The sequence below is a fragment of the Microbacterium sp. CR_7 genome, from assembly GCF_041954755.1.
Classification (GTDB): domain Bacteria; phylum Actinomycetota; class Actinomycetes; order Actinomycetales; family Microbacteriaceae; genus Microbacterium.
In genome coordinates this window covers 199,887-216,771 of sequence record NZ_JAVAYF010000004.1, presented here as the reverse complement: position 1 = coordinate 216,771, position 16,885 = coordinate 199,887, and the positions used below count along the sequence as shown (strand labels likewise).

12 protein-coding genes and 1 other RNA gene are annotated in these 16,885 nt (G+C 71.6%); 3 read left to right on the top strand and 10 right to left on the bottom strand.

From position 1 onward, the window contains the following. Positions 1-79: 79 nt before the first annotated feature. The 10 genes from RAC81_RS10120 to ffs all read right to left on the bottom strand — a co-directional run bounded on the left by RAC81_RS10120 (position 80) and on the right by ffs (position 12,346). Positions 80-1,012, bottom strand: a complete 933-nt coding sequence (locus tag RAC81_RS10120; RefSeq protein WP_375082228.1) for a DMT family transporter — start codon at positions 1,010-1,012, stop codon at positions 80-82. Beyond that, positions 1,009-1,602, bottom strand: a complete 594-nt coding sequence (gene recR, locus RAC81_RS10115; RefSeq protein ID WP_096714913.1) for a recombination mediator RecR — start codon at positions 1,600-1,602, stop codon at positions 1,009-1,011. The genes RAC81_RS10120 and recR overlap by 4 nt, the downstream gene beginning before the upstream one ends. Further along, positions 1,602-3,959, bottom strand: coding sequence for a DNA polymerase III subunit gamma and tau (locus RAC81_RS10110; protein WP_375082227.1), 2,358 nt, complete (start codon positions 3,957-3,959; stop codon positions 1,602-1,604). Before RAC81_RS10110 ends, recR begins: the two co-directional genes overlap by 1 nt. 175 nt (positions 3,960-4,134) lie before the next feature. Then, positions 4,135-6,639, bottom strand: coding sequence for a glycoside hydrolase family 65 protein (locus RAC81_RS10105; protein WP_375082226.1), 2,505 nt, complete (start codon positions 6,637-6,639; stop codon positions 4,135-4,137). Then, the gene (locus RAC81_RS10100; RefSeq protein WP_375082225.1) at positions 6,636-7,463 is read right to left on the bottom strand and encodes an HAD family hydrolase; all 828 of its coding nucleotides are present in this window, start codon (positions 7,461-7,463) and stop codon (positions 6,636-6,638) included. Before RAC81_RS10100 ends, RAC81_RS10105 begins: the two co-directional genes overlap by 4 nt. A gap of 56 nt (positions 7,464-7,519) precedes the next feature. Next, positions 7,520-8,740: an acetate/propionate family kinase gene (locus RAC81_RS10095; protein WP_375082224.1), complete on the bottom strand. Its 1,221-nt coding sequence runs from the start codon at positions 8,738-8,740 to the stop codon at positions 7,520-7,522. Further along, complete coding sequence (pta, locus tag RAC81_RS10090) at positions 8,737-10,854, bottom strand: phosphate acetyltransferase (RefSeq protein WP_375082223.1); 2,118 nt, start codon at positions 10,852-10,854, stop codon at positions 8,737-8,739. Before pta ends, RAC81_RS10095 begins: the two co-directional genes overlap by 4 nt. 54 nt (positions 10,855-10,908) lie before the next feature. Then, a complete protein-coding gene (locus RAC81_RS10085; RefSeq protein WP_375082222.1) occupies positions 10,909-11,475 on the bottom strand; it encodes a hypothetical protein in 567 nt (188 codons plus the stop codon). Between the two features lie 110 nt (positions 11,476-11,585). Continuing rightward, on the bottom strand, positions 11,586-12,206 hold the full coding sequence (locus RAC81_RS10080; protein ID WP_375082221.1) for a rhomboid family intramembrane serine protease: 621 nt from the start codon (positions 12,204-12,206) through the stop codon (positions 11,586-11,588). A 43-nt stretch (positions 12,207-12,249) separates the two neighbouring features. Then, an RNA gene (gene ffs / locus RAC81_RS10075) (signal recognition particle sRNA small type) lies at positions 12,250-12,346 on the bottom strand. A gap of 89 nt (positions 12,347-12,435) precedes the next feature. Here ffs and RAC81_RS10070 point away from each other — a divergent pair. Genes RAC81_RS10070 through RAC81_RS10060 form a run of 3 tightly spaced genes read left to right on the top strand, consistent with a single transcriptional unit; the run spans position 12,436 to position 16,882 of the window. Continuing rightward, complete coding sequence (locus RAC81_RS10070) at positions 12,436-13,425, top strand: AAA family ATPase (RefSeq protein WP_375082220.1); 990 nt, start codon at positions 12,436-12,438, stop codon at positions 13,423-13,425. Positions 13,426-13,437: 12 nt separating this feature from the next. Then, entirely contained in the window at positions 13,438-14,652 is a 1,215-nt protein-coding gene (locus RAC81_RS10065) for a DUF58 domain-containing protein (RefSeq protein ID WP_375082219.1), read from the top strand. Further along, positions 14,639-16,882: a transglutaminaseTgpA domain-containing protein gene (locus tag RAC81_RS10060; RefSeq protein WP_375082218.1), complete on the top strand. Its 2,244-nt coding sequence runs from the start codon at positions 14,639-14,641 to the stop codon at positions 16,880-16,882. Before RAC81_RS10065 ends, RAC81_RS10060 begins: the two co-directional genes overlap by 14 nt. Positions 16,883-16,885 lie beyond the last annotated feature (3 nt).

Genomic DNA, 16,885 nt, shown 5'->3' with positions numbered 1-16,885 from the left:
TCCCTGGGATGTCGGGCGGATCCGCCCACGCTCATTCTACGATCGGGTCGTATACCCGACCGCGCATGTGACGCCCCGCTCAGGGCGCTGGCGGGGCCGCGGCCAGGTCGGGGGCGGTGGAGGCCGGGGGACGCAGCCGTCCGCCGGTCGCGGCGAACCAGCATCCGGCGATGATGAGCGGGAAGCCGATGAGGAGTCCCGGCGTGAGCGGCTCGGCGAGGACGATCGCCCCGAGGACGATCGCGACCACCGGGTTGACGTAGGTGAACAGCGGGGCGCGCACCGGGCCCACCTCACGGATGAGGGCGAAGAAGGCGAGGAACGCCACGGCGGTGCACACGACCGCGAGCGCCAGCAGCGCTGCGATCGAGGTGATCGTCGGCACCTCGTGCTGGGTCAGCAGACCGATCGGCAGGTAGAGGATCCCGATCATGAGCAGCGAGAGCGTGATCGTGCCGAGCGACGGCACGTCGGCGAGCTTGCGCGCGACGATGAAGGGCGCGATGGCGTAGAGGACCGCGACGAGGAGCACCTCTCCCGCGGCGAGCAGGCTCACGTCACCGCCGAAGAGGCCGGGCCCGGCGACGACGATCGCGACGCCGACGAAGCCGACGAGGAGGCCGATCCCCCGCGCGGGGCGCAGGACGCCGCGGTCGCCGCCGCCGAGGGCGATGAGCGCGGCGAACAGGGGCACAGTGGCCACGAGCAGACCGGTCATGCCGGACGGCAGAGTCATCTCGGCGTGGCCGAGCAGCACGAACGGACCCGCCATCTCGACGATGCCGAAAGCGAGGACCCACGGCCAGTGCTTCCACGCCGCCTTCAGAGCGCCGCCGCGGATCGCGAACGGGAGGAGAAGGAGGGCGGCGATGAGCGTGCGGCCGGCGACGATCGCGGGCGGCGAGAACGATTCGACCGCGACGCTGATGAACAGGTACGGCACGCCCCACAGGAGCGCCATCGCCCCGAAGAGCAGCCAGCCTCGACGGGAGAAGCCGCCCTGTGCGTTCACAGCACGCGCCGGCCCTCGAACGCGCGCCCGAGGGTGACCTCGTCGGCGTATTCGAGGTCGCCGCCGACGGGGAGACCAGAGGCGAGACGCGAGACGGTGATCTGCATGGTCGTGAGGAGGCGGCTGAGGTAGCTCGCCGTCGCCTCGCCCTCGAGGTTCGGGTTGGTGGCGAGGATGACCTCCTGCACGGTGCCGTCTGCGAGGCGGGTCATGAGCTGAGCGATGCGCAGGTCGTCGGGGCCGATGCCCGCGATCGGGCTGATCGCCCCGCCGAGCACGTGGTACAGGCCGCGGAACTCGCGCGTTCGCTCGATCGCGGCGACGTCCTTCGCGTCTTCGACGACGCAGATCAGGGCTCCGTTGCGGCGCGGATCGCGGCAGATCGCGCAGCGCTCCTGCTCGGCCACATTCCCGCAGATCTCGCAGAAGCGCACGCGCACACGGATCTCGGTGAGCAGCTCCGACAGACGCGCGACATCGAACGTGGGCGTCTGGAGGATGTGGAACGCGATCCGCTGCGCGGACTTCGGGCCGATGCCGGGCAGCCTGCCGAACTCGTCGATCAGTTCCTGGACGATTCCGTCGTACATCAGGAGAACCTCGTGGGGGGCTCGTAGGGCTCTTCGCGCACGAACGTGGCGCCGAGCACCTGGCGGATCACGGCCTCGCCGTAGCGCTGCACTCCCCCGCTCGGGGTGCGCTCGGTGACGACCGGGGTGGATGCCGGTGCCGACCGAGGTGCGGGGGCGGCCTGTGCGGGTGCCGCCGGGGCGGAGGACTGCGGCGAGGGACGCGGCGGCATCCGGGACGGGGTCGGCTCGTACGACGGGTCGTAGGGCGGCTCGTCATCGTAGGGCGGTGGCTCGTCGTCGTACGGCGGGGGCGCGTCGTGGGTGGGATCCCCTTCGCGCGTGACCGTCGGCGCCGCGGCCGCATGCCGGGCCGTGTCGTTCGCGACTCCGGACGTGGCGGTCGCGCCGGAGACCATGGTCGCCGGCGTAGCCGAAGCTGCGGGAGCGGAGGTCGCCGCGGCCGCCGGGGTCACCGGTGCCGCCGGTGCGGCCGGCTCCACGGCAGGTGACACGGGGATCGGCGCGACCGCCCACTCGGTCACGGGTGCGGCGGAGTCGCTGCGGGCCTGGGTGCGCGTCGACCCCGCTGACGCAGGCTCCGATGCGGGTGCGCCGGCAGCGGAGGAGTCGCTCGATGCCGACCCGCCCGAGGAGGACGGCTGCCGCGGCGCACCGCCTTGCGGCATAGGTGCGGGCACGTACTTGACGCGGACGCCGAGCTCCTGCTCGATCGCGGTGCGCAGATGATCGGACGGTCCCGATCCCGGAGTCGTCCCCTTGAACTTCGCGACGTCGTGCTGGCTCGTGAACCCGAGGGTGAGGACGTCGGTCTCGGTGACGTAGGCGAGAGGCTGCACGGCGGTGGCCAGCAGCCAGGAGCTGCGGCTGATGTCTTCGAGGCGCTTCAGGACGGCCGCCCAGGACGAGGTGATCCGCTCGAACGTGACCGGACCCGAGGGCGGGGCTGCCGGCTGTGTCGTCGGCTCGGGCGCCGAGGTCTCGGATGTCGAGGTCTCGGGTGCCGAGGTGTCGGATGCCGGAGTGGACGCTTCGGAGGATGCGGCGCGTTCGGTCTCGGTCGCTGCGCTCCCTCGCGGAGCGACCGGAGAGGAGGATGCGTCGTCACGCTCAGCGGCCGGGGCGGCGCCGGCGGCCGGGGCGGCGGGGGCCGGCGCGGAAGGTGCCGGGGCCGAGGATGCATGGGCCCGAGTGGCAGCCGCACGGGGCTGCGCGGCCGCCGCGGCGGTTCCGGCATCCGTCGGCCCCGCCAGGACCCTGGCGACCATCAGCTCGAGGTGCAGCCGGGGCGAGGTCGCACCGGACATGTCGTCGAGGGCGGCGCTGACGACGTCCGCCGTGCGCGACAGGCGCGCGGAGCCGAACGCCTCCGCCTGGGAGCGCATGCGAGCGAGCTCATCGTCGGCGATCCCCCGCAGCACCGCCGAGGCGCCGGAGCCCACCGCGGCGATCACGATGAGGTCGCGCAGCCGCTCGAGCAGGTCGTCGACGAAGCGCCGGGGGTCCTGCCCCGTCTGCACCACGCGGTCGATCGCGGGGAACGCCGCTGCGGCGTCTCCCGCGGCGAGCGCGTCGACGATCTCGTCGAGCAGGGTCGCGTGCGTGTAGCCGAGCAGCGCGACGGCGCGCTCGTATGCGACCGTCACGGTCTCGGAGCCGGCCGGAGAGTCGGACCCGGCGATCAGCTGGTCGAGCAGCGACAGCGTGTCTCGGGGCGATCCGCCTCCTGCGCGCACGACCAGCGGCAGCACGCCCTTCTCGACGACGACGCCCTCTTCCGCGCAGAGCTTCTCGACGTACTCGAGCATGGCGGCGGGCGGCACGAGCCGGAACGGGTAGTGGTGCGTGCGCGAGCGGATCGTGCCGAGCACCTTCTCGGGCTCGGTGGTCGCGAAGATGAACTTCACGTGCGGCGGGGGTTCCTCGACGAGCTTGAGCAGCGCGTTGAACCCCTGCGGCGTGACCATGTGGGCCTCGTCGAGGATGAAGATCTTGTAGCGGTCGCGGCTCGGGGCGAACGTCGCTCGCTCGCGAAGGTCACGGGCGTCGTCGACGCCGTTGTGGCTCGCGGCGTCGATCTCGACGACGTCGAGCGACCCGCCGCCCGCTCGCGACAGCTCGACGCAGCTGTCGCACGTGCCGCAGGGCGTGTCGGTCGGGCCCTCGGCGCAGTTCAGGCACCGCGCGAGGATGCGAGCCGACGTCGTCTTGCCGCAGCCGCGGGGTCCCGAGAACAGGTATGCGTGGCCGACGCGGTCGCCGCGCAGCGCGGTCATCAGCGGCTCGGTCACCTGGGACTGCCCGATCATCTCGCCGAACGACTCGGGGCGGTAGCGGCGGTAGAGGGCTGTGGTCACCAGAACAGCCTACGGCGTACCGCCGACATCGAGGCAGCCCTCGATTCCGGCATCCGCCCGTCCCGTCCGCCGTCGCCGAACGACCCCGTTCCGCCCGAGCCACCCCGTTGCGCAGCGCACGCAGCGGGGTGGCTCGATACGGAAGGGGTGGCTCGGCGCGAAGGCCGCGAGAGACTCAGTCGTCGGCGCCGATCACGGGGATGGCCGTGGTGATGACCGGAACGGATGCGGAGAGCAGCGTGCCGTCCTCCCGCACCGCGTTCGCGAACTGGCGGAGCGTCGGACGCCCCGGGATCACGGGGCCCTGATCGGCGAGGGGCACCACGACGTCCTCGCCCGCCGACGCGATGTACGCCTCCCCGCGCACCGTGAACGGCACCGGCTCGCCGACTCGCACGTGCACCCGCAGCTGGTCAGCGGTGAGCGTGACCTGGAGCGCAGACCCCTGCCACTGCAGCGGGTACGACAGCGACGTCCAGTCCGCCGGAAGTCGCGGATCGAAGCTCAGCTCGCCCGCCCAGTCGCGCATGCCGCCGAATCCGCTCACGAGTGCCGTCCACACGCCACCGGCGGATGCCACGTGCACCCCGTCGGACGCGTTGTGGTGCAGGTCGTGCAGGTCGACGAACAGCGACTGCTCGAAGTAGCGCAGCGCGAGGTCCTGGTACCCCACCTCGGCCGCCAGGATCGACTGCACGACCGCCGACAGCGTCGAGTCGCCCGTGGTCAGCGGGTCGTAGTAATCGAAGTCGGCCTTCTTCTCCTCCGGGGTGAAGTGGTTGCCCTGCAGGAACAGCGCGAGCACCACGTCGGCCTGCTTGAGCACCTGGAACCGGTAGATGACGAGCGGGTGGAAGTGCAGCAGGAGCGGGCGCTGGTCCGCCGGCGTGTGCGCCAGGTCCCAGACCTCGCGCTCGAGGAACAGGGAGTCCTGCGGGTGGATGCCGAGCGCCTCGCTGTACGGGATGAACATGGCGTCGGCGGCGCGCTCCCACGCATCCGCCTCGCCCTCGCCCAGTCCCGTCCGCTCGACGACCCTCGCGAACTCCTCGCCGTTCGCCTCCTGCGCCTCGCGCACGACCCGCGCCGCGTAGCGCAGGTTGTAGCGGGCCATGACGTTCGTGTAGAGGTTGTCGTTCACGACGGTGGTGTACTCGTCGGGCCCGGTGACGCCGTGGATGTGGAACGTCTCGACCCCGTCGTGGCCGTCGCTGCCCGGCATCGCCTGCGAGGTGCGCCAGAAGCCGAGGGTCGCCCAGAGCCGGGCCGTCTCGATCGCGACGTCGATTCCCTCACGGCGCAGGAAGTCCTCGTCACCCGTCGCGCGCACGTACTTGCCCAGGGCGAAGCTGACATCGGCGTTGATGTGGTACTGCGCCGTGCCCGCGGCGTAGTAGGCCGACGCCTCCTCGCCGTTGATCGTCCGCCACGGGAACAGCGCTCCCGCCTCGTTCAGCTGCGCCGCGCGCCGACGCGCAGCCGGGAGCATGTGCACACGTGCGCGCAGTGCGTTGCGCGCCCACTGCGGGGACGTGTAGGTGAGGAACGGCAGCACGTAGATCTCGGTGTCCCAGAAGTAGTGACCGCTGTATCCGGAACCGGTGAGGCCCTTCGCCGGCACACCGCTGCCGTCCGCGCGCGCCGACGCCTGGGCGAGCTGGAACAGGCACCAGCGGGTCGCCTGCTGGATGTCGTCGCGTCCGCCGATCTGCACATCGCTGCGGTCCCAGAACGCCTCGAGCCACTCGGCCTGCCGCGTGAATCGCGAGTCGACGCCCTCGGCCATCACGCGATCGAGCGAGCGACGGCAGCGGTCGACCAGCTCGCGCGGCGGCACGCCGCGCGAGGAGTGGTAGCTGACGAGCTTCGTGATCGTGATCGGCACACCCACCTTCGCCTGCACGCGGAAGACGTTCTTCGCGATGTCGGGATCGATCAGGGTTCGCGAGGTGTACTCGTTCTCGGTCTCGATGATGTGGTCGGCGACGACCGCGACGGTCATCCCCGATGCGGCGACCGAGTACGACAGCGCGGAGCGCAGGCCGTCCTGCCAGTGCTCGGCGGGCTCGAGCACCCGCTCGGTGATCTTCTCGGCCTTGCGCGGGTCGAAGCCCTTCTTCGCCTCGACGGGCGTGCCCGCGTAGACGCCCGCGCCGTCCTGGCGGTTCAGCAGCTGGCAGCTGATGGTCACGGGCGCGTCGGAGTTCTCGACGACGACCTCGAGACGCAGGATGGCCAGGTGGCGCTCCTCGAAGCTGACGAGGCGCTCGTCGCGCATGCGCACGCGCTTGCCCGACGGGGTCTCCCAGAGCAGAACGCGCTCGAGAACACCCGTCCGCATGTCGAGCGTGCGACGGTACTCGCGCACATCGGCGACGTCGAACGAGATCGGCTCGTCGTCGACGTAGACGCGCATGACCTTCGCGTCCGGTGCGTTGACGATCGTCTGCCCGACCTCGGCGAACCCGTACGCCTGCTCGGCGTGCCGGATCGGCCAGGTCTCGTGCAGGCCGTTCACGAAGGTGCCGTGCTCGTGGGCGCCTCGCCCCTCGATGTGGTTGCCGCGCAGACCGAGGTACCCGTTGCCGACGCTGAAGAGCGTCTCGCCCACACCGCCCTCGGAGTAACGCGTCTCGATGAGACGCCAGGGGTCGACGGGGAAGCGGTCGCGGTCGATCATGCGGTCTCCTCGGAGTCGGAGCGGCGGGGGGCCTCAGCGGGTGCGGAGTCGGTCAGGAAGGCGTCCAAGTCGGTGACGACGACGGTGGCGCCGGCGGCGCGCAGCGCGTCGGCCCCGGTGCCGCGATCGACGCCGACGACGGCGCCGAAGCCTGCGGCCGACGCCGAGGCCGCGCCGGAGGTCGCGTCCTCGACGGCGACGCTCGTCGCCGGGTCGACACCCAGCGCGTCGGCCCCGGCGCGGAACATGTCGGCGGCGGGCTTCGACGCGAGCCCCTCGCGCTCGGCGACGACCCCGTCGACGACGACACGGAAGTACGAGCGGATCCCGGCGGCGCCGAGGACCTCCTCGGCGTTCTTCGAGCTGGAGACGACGCCGATCGGGATGCCGGCGGCCGCGAGCTTCTCGACGAGGGCGAGCGATCCGGGGAAGGGGGCGATGCCCTCGGCCCGCAGCGACGCGGCGAACGCGGCGTTCTTGCGGTTGCCGATGCCGCAGATCGTCTCGGCCTCGGGTGGATCGTCGACCGCGCCCCACGGGATCTCGACGTTGCGGCTGTGCAGCAGGCTCGCGACCCCGTCGTAGCGTTTCTTGCCGTCGACGTAGTCGAAGTAGTCCGCGTCGCTGTACGGGGGTGTGAGGCCCCAGCGTTCGAACACCTCGTCGAACACGAGTTTCCAGGCGCGCATGTGCACCTCGGCGGTCGGGGTGAGGACGCCGTCGAGGTCGAACAGGACGCCGTCGGCGCGGAGCAGATCGGGCAGTGCTTCGGGCACAGGAGCCTCCAGGAGAAGGACGAGGGTTCCGGCACCTCTCCGTGCCACTGTGCAAGCGTAGTGCCGCACGGCGCCGCCGGTCACCCCCGAAGCCGGGTATTGCGTCAGAGCAGTCGCGAGGTCTGTCTCGCGATCTCGAGCTCCTCGTCGGTGGGGACGACGAGCACGGTGACCGGCGAGGCGTCCGTCGAGACGCGCCGGATGCCCGCGCGGCGTTCGACGTTGCGGCCGTGGTCGATCTCGACGCCCGCGAATCCGAGCGTGGCCATGGCCTCGGCGCGCACAGCCGGGGCGTTCTCCCCGACGCCGGCGGTGAACGAGATGACGTCGACTCCGCCGAGCTGCGCGATGTACGCGCCGGCGTACCCCCGCAGGCGGTGGATGTACACGTCGAACGCGAGCGCGGCCGCAGCATCCCCCTCTTCTCGCCCGGCGAGGATGTCGCGCATGTCGCTGCGTCCGGCGAGTCCCTTGAGACCGCTTCGGCTGTTCAGCAGCGCGTCAAGGTCGTCGATCGAGTAGCCGGCGCGACGCGAGAGGTGCACGAGCGCTGCGGGATCGAGGTCGCCGGAACGGGTGCCCATCACGAGCCCCTCCAGCGGCGTGAGACCCATCGACGTCTCGACCGAGCGCCCGCCGTCGATCGCGGTGACCGATGCGCCGTTGCCGAGGTGGAACACCAGCTGGCGCAGCGAGCCCAGGTCGCGACCGAGGAAGGCGGCAGCGGCCTCGCTCACGTACTGATGGCTGGTGCCGTGGAACCCGTAGCGGCGCACCCGGTGCTCGGCGGCGAGTTCGGCGTCGATCGCGTAGGTGTACGCGGCCGGCGGCAGGGTCTGGTGGAACGCGGTGTCGAACACCGCGACGTGCGGCACATCGGCGAAGACGGCCTTCGCGGCGCGGATGCCGGCGAGGTTGGCGGGGTTGTGCAGCGGGGCGAGCACCGCGAGCTCGTCGATCTGCTCCTCGACGTCCGGCGTGACCAGGGTCGGCGCGTAGAAGCGGGCTCCGCCGTGCACGACCCGGTGTCCGACCGCGGCCGGCCGGTGCTCGTCGAGGGAGGGCCCGTGCTCGGCGAACTGCTCGAGCATGACGGCGAACGCCTGGCGGTGGTCGGCGACCGGGCGCTCCTCCTCGTAGGTCGCGTCGAGCATCGTCACGACGGCGTCGCCTGCGGCATCCGGTCGCACGGTGTGCCTGACCGCGCCGACGTCCTGCCCGATGCGCTCGATCAGACCGGTCGCGAGCTCCCGCTCGTCCTCGATGTCGATGAGCGAGTACTTCAGGGAGGAGGAGCCGCTGTTGATGACGAGGATGGTGGTCACGCGTCCGCCCCCTGCGCCTGGATCGCGGTGATCGCGACCGTGTTCACGATGTCGTCGACCAGAGCGCCTCGCGAGAGGTCGTTGATCGGCTTGTTGAGTCCCTGCAGCACGGGGCCGATCGCGACGGCGCCGGCTGACCGCTGCACGGCCTTGTACGTGTTGTTGCCCGTGTTGAGATCCGGGAACACGAACACGGTCGCGCGCCCGGCGACCGCGGAGTCGGGCAGCTTGGCCTTCGCGACCGCCGCGTCGGCGGCGGCGTCGTACTGGATCGGCCCCTCCACGAGCAGCTCCGGCGCCCGCTCGTGCACGAGTGCCGTGGCGTGGCGCACCTTGTCGACGTCGGCTCCAGACCCCGACTCCCCCGTCGAGTACGAGAGCATCGCGATGCGGGGGTCGATGCCGAACTGCCGGGCCGTGGCGGCCGAGGAGATCGCGATGTCGGCGAGCTGCTCACTGGTCGGATCGGGGATGACGGCGCAGTCGCCGTAGACGAGCACCCGGTCGGCGAGGGCCATGAGGAAGACGCTCGAGACGACCTGCACGCCCGGCTTCGTCTTGATGATCTCGAACGAGGGGCGGATGGTGTGCGCCGTCGTGTGCGCGGCACCCGAGACCATGCCGTCGGCGAGGCCGAGGTGCACCATCATCGTGCCGAAGTACGACACGTCGGTCACGGTGTCCGCCGCCCGAGCGAGCGTGATGCCCTTGTGGGCGCGCAGCCTGGCGTACTCCGCGGCGAAGCGCTCGACGAGCTCGGGGTCGGTGGGACTGAGCACCTGCGCCGCCTCGATGTCGACGCCGAGCTCGACCGCGCGCGCCCGCACCGCCGCCTCGTCGCCGAGGATCGTGAGGTCGGCCACCTCTCGCGCGAGCAGGGTAGCGGCCGCGCGCAGGATGCGGTCGTCGTCGCCCTCCGGCAGAACGATGCGCCGCCGGTCGGCCCTGGCCCGCTCGATCAGCCCGTACTCGAACATCAGCGGTGTGACGACCTTCGACTCCGCCAGGCCCAGCTGCGTGGTGAGCTCGGCGACGTCGACGTGGGTCTGGAACAGGCCGAGCGCGCGGTCGTAACGGCCGCGCGAGTCGGGCGAGATGCGGCCGCGGGCGCCCATGACCCGCACCGCCGTGTCGTACGTGCCCAGGTCGGTGGCGATGATCGGCACGGTCGAGGTGAAGCCGTCGAGCAGCTGGACGATCGGATCGGGCAGCGGGAACGGACCGTTGAGGATGATCCCCGCTACGCGGGGGAACGTGCCGGAGGCATCGGCGAGCAGGGTCGCGAGCAGCACCTCGGTGCGGTCGGCGGGGATGACGACCACGGCCTCCTCGGTGAGCCGCGGCAGCACGTTCACCATCGACATGCCGGCGACGACGATCGTGAGAGCCTCGCGGCCGAGACGGTCGGGGTCTCCCTTGATGAGTCGTCCGTCGACGGCGGAGAGGATGCCGCGGATCGACGGCGCGACGAGGGTGCGGTCCTCGGGGAGCGCCCACACCGGGGTGGTCCGAGCGGGGCGGAGGGCGGCGACCGCCTGCTCGATGTCGCCGAGGCGGTCGGGATCGGCGCGGTTCACGACGATCGCGAACAGCTCGGCCCGCTCGACCTCCAACTCCGACAGAGCGAGGGCGCCGATCTGACCGACGGCCTCGGGCGTGCGTGCCGTGGTCGTGCCCAGCTGCTCGGCCTGGCGCTGCTGGTCGCGGCCGCTGAGGACGAGCAGCACGGGTGCAGCGAGGTTCGCCGCGATCCGCGCGTTGTAGCCGAGCTCGGCGGGGCTCGCGACGTCGGTGTAGTCGCTGCCGATGATCACGACGGCATCGCACTGGGCCTCGACGGCCTTGAAGCGGGCGACGATGGTCGAGAGCGCCCGCTCGGGGTCGTCGCGGACGTCGTCGTAGGTCACGCCGATGCAGTCGTCGTAGTCGAGCTGCACGCCGTCGTGGGCGAGCAGCAGCTCGAGCACGTCGTCGCGTTCGGCGACCGAGCGCGCGATCGGCCGGAACACGCCGACGCGCGGTGTGACGCGCATGAGCGCATCGAGCACGCCGAGGGCGATCGTGGACTTCCCGGTATGGCCTTCGGCCGAGGTGATGTAGATGCTCTGCGCCACGGCACCAGCCTAGGCGCACCTCCCCCTCGGGATCCTGGATGCCGGGGGCGGAGATCAGCAGGGTGTCGACATCGCGTCGACGACCGCGACGGCATCCTCGGTGTACCGCGTGTAGTACGTCGGGTCGAGGTTGACCTGCACGCGGTGGATGGCCAGCGAGCGATCCATCGACTGCCAGTCGGGCACGCGCGAGAGGCGCTGGTAGAAGAGCGTCGCCGCGGTCGCCGGGTCCATGCGCTGCTCGACGCTGCCCCACCACTCCTGCTGCTGGAAGAGCCCGATGCTCGTGGTCCTGCTGCCGTCGGGGTTGGTGAACCCGCTCGTCTCCCAGTCGCCGTAGTCGATGTTGTGCAGGCTGCTCTCGCCCATCGCCGTCATCACGCCGAGGATCTGACCGTCGCGCCCGAACCCGAGCGCCGAGGCGGTCTGCATGATGGTCGCGGCGTTCTCCAGCTGCTCGCCCTCCCACCCCGCGATGCCCGCCGCCGGGTAGGTGCTCGGATCTCCGATGCAGATCGCGAGCGGCTTCTCGTGCGCGAGACCGAGAGGGATCAGGATCGCGGCGAGCGCGACGGCCACGACGCCCGCCGCCGACAGCGCGATGCGCCGGAGGAGGCGCATCCGCTGCCTTCTCCGCTGCGCACGACGACGCGGGGTGAGCCGTCGGCGTGCACGAGGGCGCCGACGCTGCGGCACTGCCCGGCGTGCCCGCGTCCGGCGCGCAGTCGACGTCATGGCCGCCCGCGTCCGCCGCTCGCGCCGCGTCCGACGAAGGCCGCGAGCCCTCCCCCGATCGCGCCGAACAGGTGGGCCTGCCAGGAGATGCCCTCCCGCACGCCCACGACGCCGGCGAGCATCGAGCCGCCGTAGAGAGCGATCACGACGATCGCGATGATCGCGTAGAGGATGCGGTGCGACACCCGTCCCGGTGCGAACACGCGCATCACGGTGTAGCCGAAGTACCCGAACACGAGTCCGGAGGCGCCGACGGTCAGCGTCCCGGGGGCGTTCAGCAGCCAGGTCCCTGCTCCCCCGATGATCGCCGCGAAGGCCGTGACGGCCCAGAACCTGCGGGCGCCCTCGACGGCGACGAGGCAGCCGAGCACGAGGAACGGCACCGAGTTCGCGATGAGATGCGCCCAGTTCGCGTGCAGCAGCGGGCCGACGAAGACGCCGGCGAGACCGGTCGGGTCCCACGAACGCAGGCCGAAACCGGTGAACGATCCCGGAAGGACCGCATCCGCGAACTGCACGATCCACATGGCGGCGAGAAGGAGGATCGGCGACGCGAAGCGCCCGAACGCGCTGCGGCGCGGGGAATCGGCGGTGCTGGTCAGGTCGGGCCTCGTCACGTCTCGATCCTGACAGGACTGTCCAGGAGGACGCTGACAAAAAGAAAGTGACCCTCCGCGCACCCAGCAGAGCCCGGTTACCCTTGCTGCGTTTCCGCCCTGGGGGAATTGGCCTGGATGCCGCCACGCGGAGAGCCGTCATCCAGTCTAGCCGATGCGGAGCCGGTCCTCAGCCGCGCGGGTTACGATCGGTTCACGCGCACCGCAGCGCCCACGCGAGAGGGAACGCATGCCAGACACCCCGCCCCCGATGACGCCGATCATCGACGCCCAGGACTTCGCCGCGCAGACCTCCGCCATCGTCGGCTCGATCGGTCGCGTGATCGACGGCAAGCCGGATGCCGTGCGCAGCGCGCTCGTCTGCCTCCTCGCCGAGGGCCACCTGCTGATCGAAGACGTGCCCGGGGTCGGCAAGACGATGCTCGCCAGGGCGCTGGCCGCGAGCGTCGACGCCACCGTGCGACGCATCCAGTTCACCCCCGATCTGCTGCCGGGCGACGTCACCGGGGTGAGCGTCTACAACCCGGTCGATCGCGAGTTCGAATTCAAGCGCGGAGCGGTGTTCGCGAACATCGTGATCGCCGACGAGATCAACCGGTCGTCGCCGAAGACCCAGTCGGCGCTGCTGGAGGCGATGGAGGAGGGCCAGGTCACCGTCGACGGATCCACGCATCTGCTCCCCGACCCGTTCCTCGTCGTCGCGACGCAGAACCCGCTCGAGATGGAGGGCACCTATGCGCTCCCCGAGGCGCAGCGCGACCGCTTCATGATGCGCATCTCGATGGGCTACCCGGATCCCGCCGCCGAGGTCGAGATGCTGCGGCAGCGCGACACGGTCAATCCGCTCGCGTCGGTGACCGCGGTCGCCGACGCCGCGTCGATCACGGCGCTCATCGCGTGGGCGCGCTCCGTGCACGTGGCTCCGGCCGTCGAGGAGTACACGGTCGCCCTGGCCCAGGCCACCCGGGTCGACCCGAGCCTGCACCTCGGCGCGAGCCCGCGTGCGACGCTGCAGCTGATCAGGGCGGCGAAGGTGTGGGCGGCGCTCGACGGTCGCGACTTCGTGATCCCCGACGACGTGACGGCGCTGCTGATCCCTGTGCTCGCGCATCGTCTGCTCCCCGCACGCGGCGCGCACCGCGCCGGCGCTCAGCCCGTCGAAGCGGCCCTGGGTCAGATCGCCCAGCGCGTGCGCGTGCCCGTGGCCGTCCGCTCCTGAGCCGGATCTGTGATGCCTCGCCGCCGGATGTTGACGCTGAGGGGCACGGGTGCGCTCCTCGCCGGCATCGGCTGCATCGTGGCCGCCAATCTCGTCGGCGCAGCGATCCTGCTCTACATCGGACTGCTGCTGCTCGCGCTGACCGTCTTCGCGCTGATCGCCGTGCGGGCGCCCCGTCGCTCCGGCTCGGTCACCAGGCAGGTGTCCACCGATCTGATCACCGTGTCGGAGACGTCGCGCGTGACCCTGCGGTTCGCCCTGCGCGCACTGCGCGTGCCCCGGGGACTGTGGCGTGACGTCCTCCCGGACGCGGTATCGGGTGACGCCGCCGGAGAGTACCCGCCCGAGACCGGTCAGCTCACCTATCTCCTCACCGGCGTGCGCCGCGGTGTGTGGCCGATCGGGCCGCTCATGCTGCGCACGGTCGACCCGTTCGGACTCGCCCAGCGCGAGCAGGCGTTCGGCGAGACCCGCACGGTCACCGTGGTGCCCGAGGTGTTCACTCTGTCCCCGCTCACCGTGAAGGTCGGCGCAGCGGGAGGCACCGCCCAGACCTCGTCGAGCAGACTCGGCCAGGGCAGCGACAACCTCTCGCCCCGCGGCTACATCCCCGGCGACTCCATGCGGCGGATCCACTGGCGGGCGACCGCGCACCGCGGCCAGCTCATGGTGCGGCAGGAAGAGGAGGAGTCGAGCCCGGACGCGCTGGTCGTGCTGGACCGGAGCGCCGCGCGCTGGCGGAAAACCGAGGGCGAGGCCGACCCGGCGTTCGAGGCGGCGGTGTCGCTGTGCGCTTCGGCCGCCGTGCACCTCATGCACGAGGGGTACGGCGTCGACGTGATCGACAGCGCCGGTGCGCTGCTCGGCACTCTGCGCGGTCACGAGGACGACCGCGACGGCCTGCTGGTCGCACTGGCCCTCGTGACCCCTCGCGGCGACGCGCGCGACCTCGCTGCTCTCGTGGGCGGTACTCCGCCCGGGCCGCTCGTGTACATCACCGGCGAGATCGACGAGGAGGATGCCGCGCTGCTGCGCCCTGCCGGCGCCGCCGCGCCCATGCTCTTCGCCAGCGGCCCGCTCGCCGGAGCCGCCGCAGCGGCCGCCCAGCACGGCTGGCGCGTCGCCACCCTGGGAGACGACATCGCCGGCGCCTGGGACGACGCACTGCCCGACCGCGTGAGCACGGCGCCCGTCGAGCCGGAGAGGTCGGCCGATGGCACGCGCTGAGCGTCGTGCGGCTCCTGCCTGGCACCGCGACAGGGAGCTCCCCCGGAGCGCCTGGGTGTCGGCGGCACTGGCCGGCGCGGCCGCCCTCGTGGCGATGTGGCCGTTCACGTCCGTCATCCGGCCGGGCGCCTGGTCCGCCACCGTGCTCGTCGTCATCGTCGTGACCGCCCTCACCGGGGTCATCGCACGGACGATCCTGAAGCACCGACCCGCGTGGGTGCGCGACCTCGTCACCCTCGCCGCGCAGCTCGTCGTGGCGGTGGCGACCCTCACACGGCTCGTCGCGGGAGACACCGCGGTGTTCGGGCTCGTGCCCACCGAGTCGACGATCGTCACGTTCCAGACCCTCGTCGCCGCGGCGGGCGAGGAGATCGTCTTCGGCGCCGCCCCGCTCGATCCCTCGCCCGGTCTGCAGGCAGTGATGGGGCTCGGGTTCGCGGTCGTCGCGATCCTGCTCGATCAGCTCGTGGCCCAGCGCGGCGCGATCATCGCCTTCCTCCTGACCGCGGCGGTGGGAGCCATGCCCATGATCGTCACGGTCAGCGGCGCGGACGTGGTGTGGTTCGTGATGCTCGGCATCCTCCTCCTCCTGCTGCTGCGCTCTACGGCCGCCCAGCATCCGGAGTCGCCGCGCCGCACGTCGACCGCCGTCGCCGCGGGCGTGGGCGTCGCGGCCCTCGCCGCCACGGTGGTCGTGGCCCCCGTGCTGCCCGTGTCGACAGCACTGGCCGGGACGGGCACCGGCGTGTCGGTGGACGCCTCGCTGCGCCTCGGCGACGACCTGCGCCAGCCGAACCCGGTCGAGGTGCTCACGCTCGCGACCACGGCCGACACCGCCCCGTATCTGCGCCTGACGACGCTGTCGCACTTCGACGGCCGCGTCTGGGAGCCGGACCGCGGCGGCTTCGCACCCCAGGACGAGGGGTTCGGGCCGGAGGAGTGGAGCCCCGAGATCGCGGTGGAGGAGCAGAGCACGTCGATCCGAGTCCTCCGGGTGTCGAGCTCGTGGCTGCCCGTGCCGTACCCGGCGACCGAGCTGCAGGGCGTGCCGTCGTCGTGGCGGGTGAGCCAGGAGAACCGCACTGTGGCCTCGCGCAGCGCCGACGCGGTGGGGAACGACTACACGGTCCGCTCCCTCGACGTCGACCCCACGCTCGAGCAGATCAGAGCCACGCCGGCGGCTCCTCTCGTCGTCGAACCCGACGAGGATGCCGTGGAGCTGCCGGCCGTGATCGGCGAGACCGCCGACGAGGTGACCGGCGACGCGACCAACGACTACGACCGCCTCATCGCCCTGCAGTCCTGGTTCCGCAGCGAGTTCTCGTACTCCCTGGAGACACCGGTCGATGAGGGCTTCGACGGGACGGGCGCTGACGCGGTCGCGCAGTTCCTCGACGTGAAGTCGGGCTACTGCATCCACTTCGCCGGGGCGTTCGCACTCATGGCCGAGAGTCTCGACATGGAGGTGCGCATCGTCGTCGGATATCTGCCCGGCGCCCTCACCACGACGCAGCGCGGCGAGGAAGCCGTCTACTCCGTATCGAGCGACCAGTTGCACTCCTGGCCGGAGGTGCTGTTCCCCGGGATCGGGTGGGTGCCCTTCGAGCCGACGGCCTCGCTCGGCATCCCCACGGCGTTCGCCGCCGGGTCGACGTCGGGCGGAGGCAGCACCGGTACGACGCCGAACGCCCCGTCGGCTGCGCCGGAGGCGCCGCAGACCACCGGACCCGAGGTCGAGCGTCCCGACGCCGGAGACAACGCCGGAGCCACCGGCCAGCTGAACCGTCTCGACCCGACGCCCGTCCTGCTCGGAACGCTCGGCGTGCTGGTCGTGCTGCTGCTCCCGGCACTGGTGCGTCTTTCCGTCCGGGCATCGCGGCGCGGCCGGGCGCGGCGTGGCGATGCCGGGGCTGCGTGGGGCGAGCTCAGGGCGACCATGCTCGACCTCGGAATCGCGGTGTCGGATGCCGAGACACCGCGCATGCGCGCCGCCGACCTCGTGCGCGACGCCCGTGTCGGCGCCGAGGATGCGCGGATCCTGACGGATGCGGTCGAGCGGGCCAGCTACGCCCGCCCCTCGGCGGAGAAGGCGGATGCCGTCGACGAGGCACTCGGTCGCGTTCTCGCCGACCTGCGTCGCAGCGTCTCACGACCGTCGAGAACGCAGGCGTTCCTGCTTCCTCGGTCGCTCTTCGCGACGCGCGCCGCGGACGCTCCCCTGCTGGCCTGATCC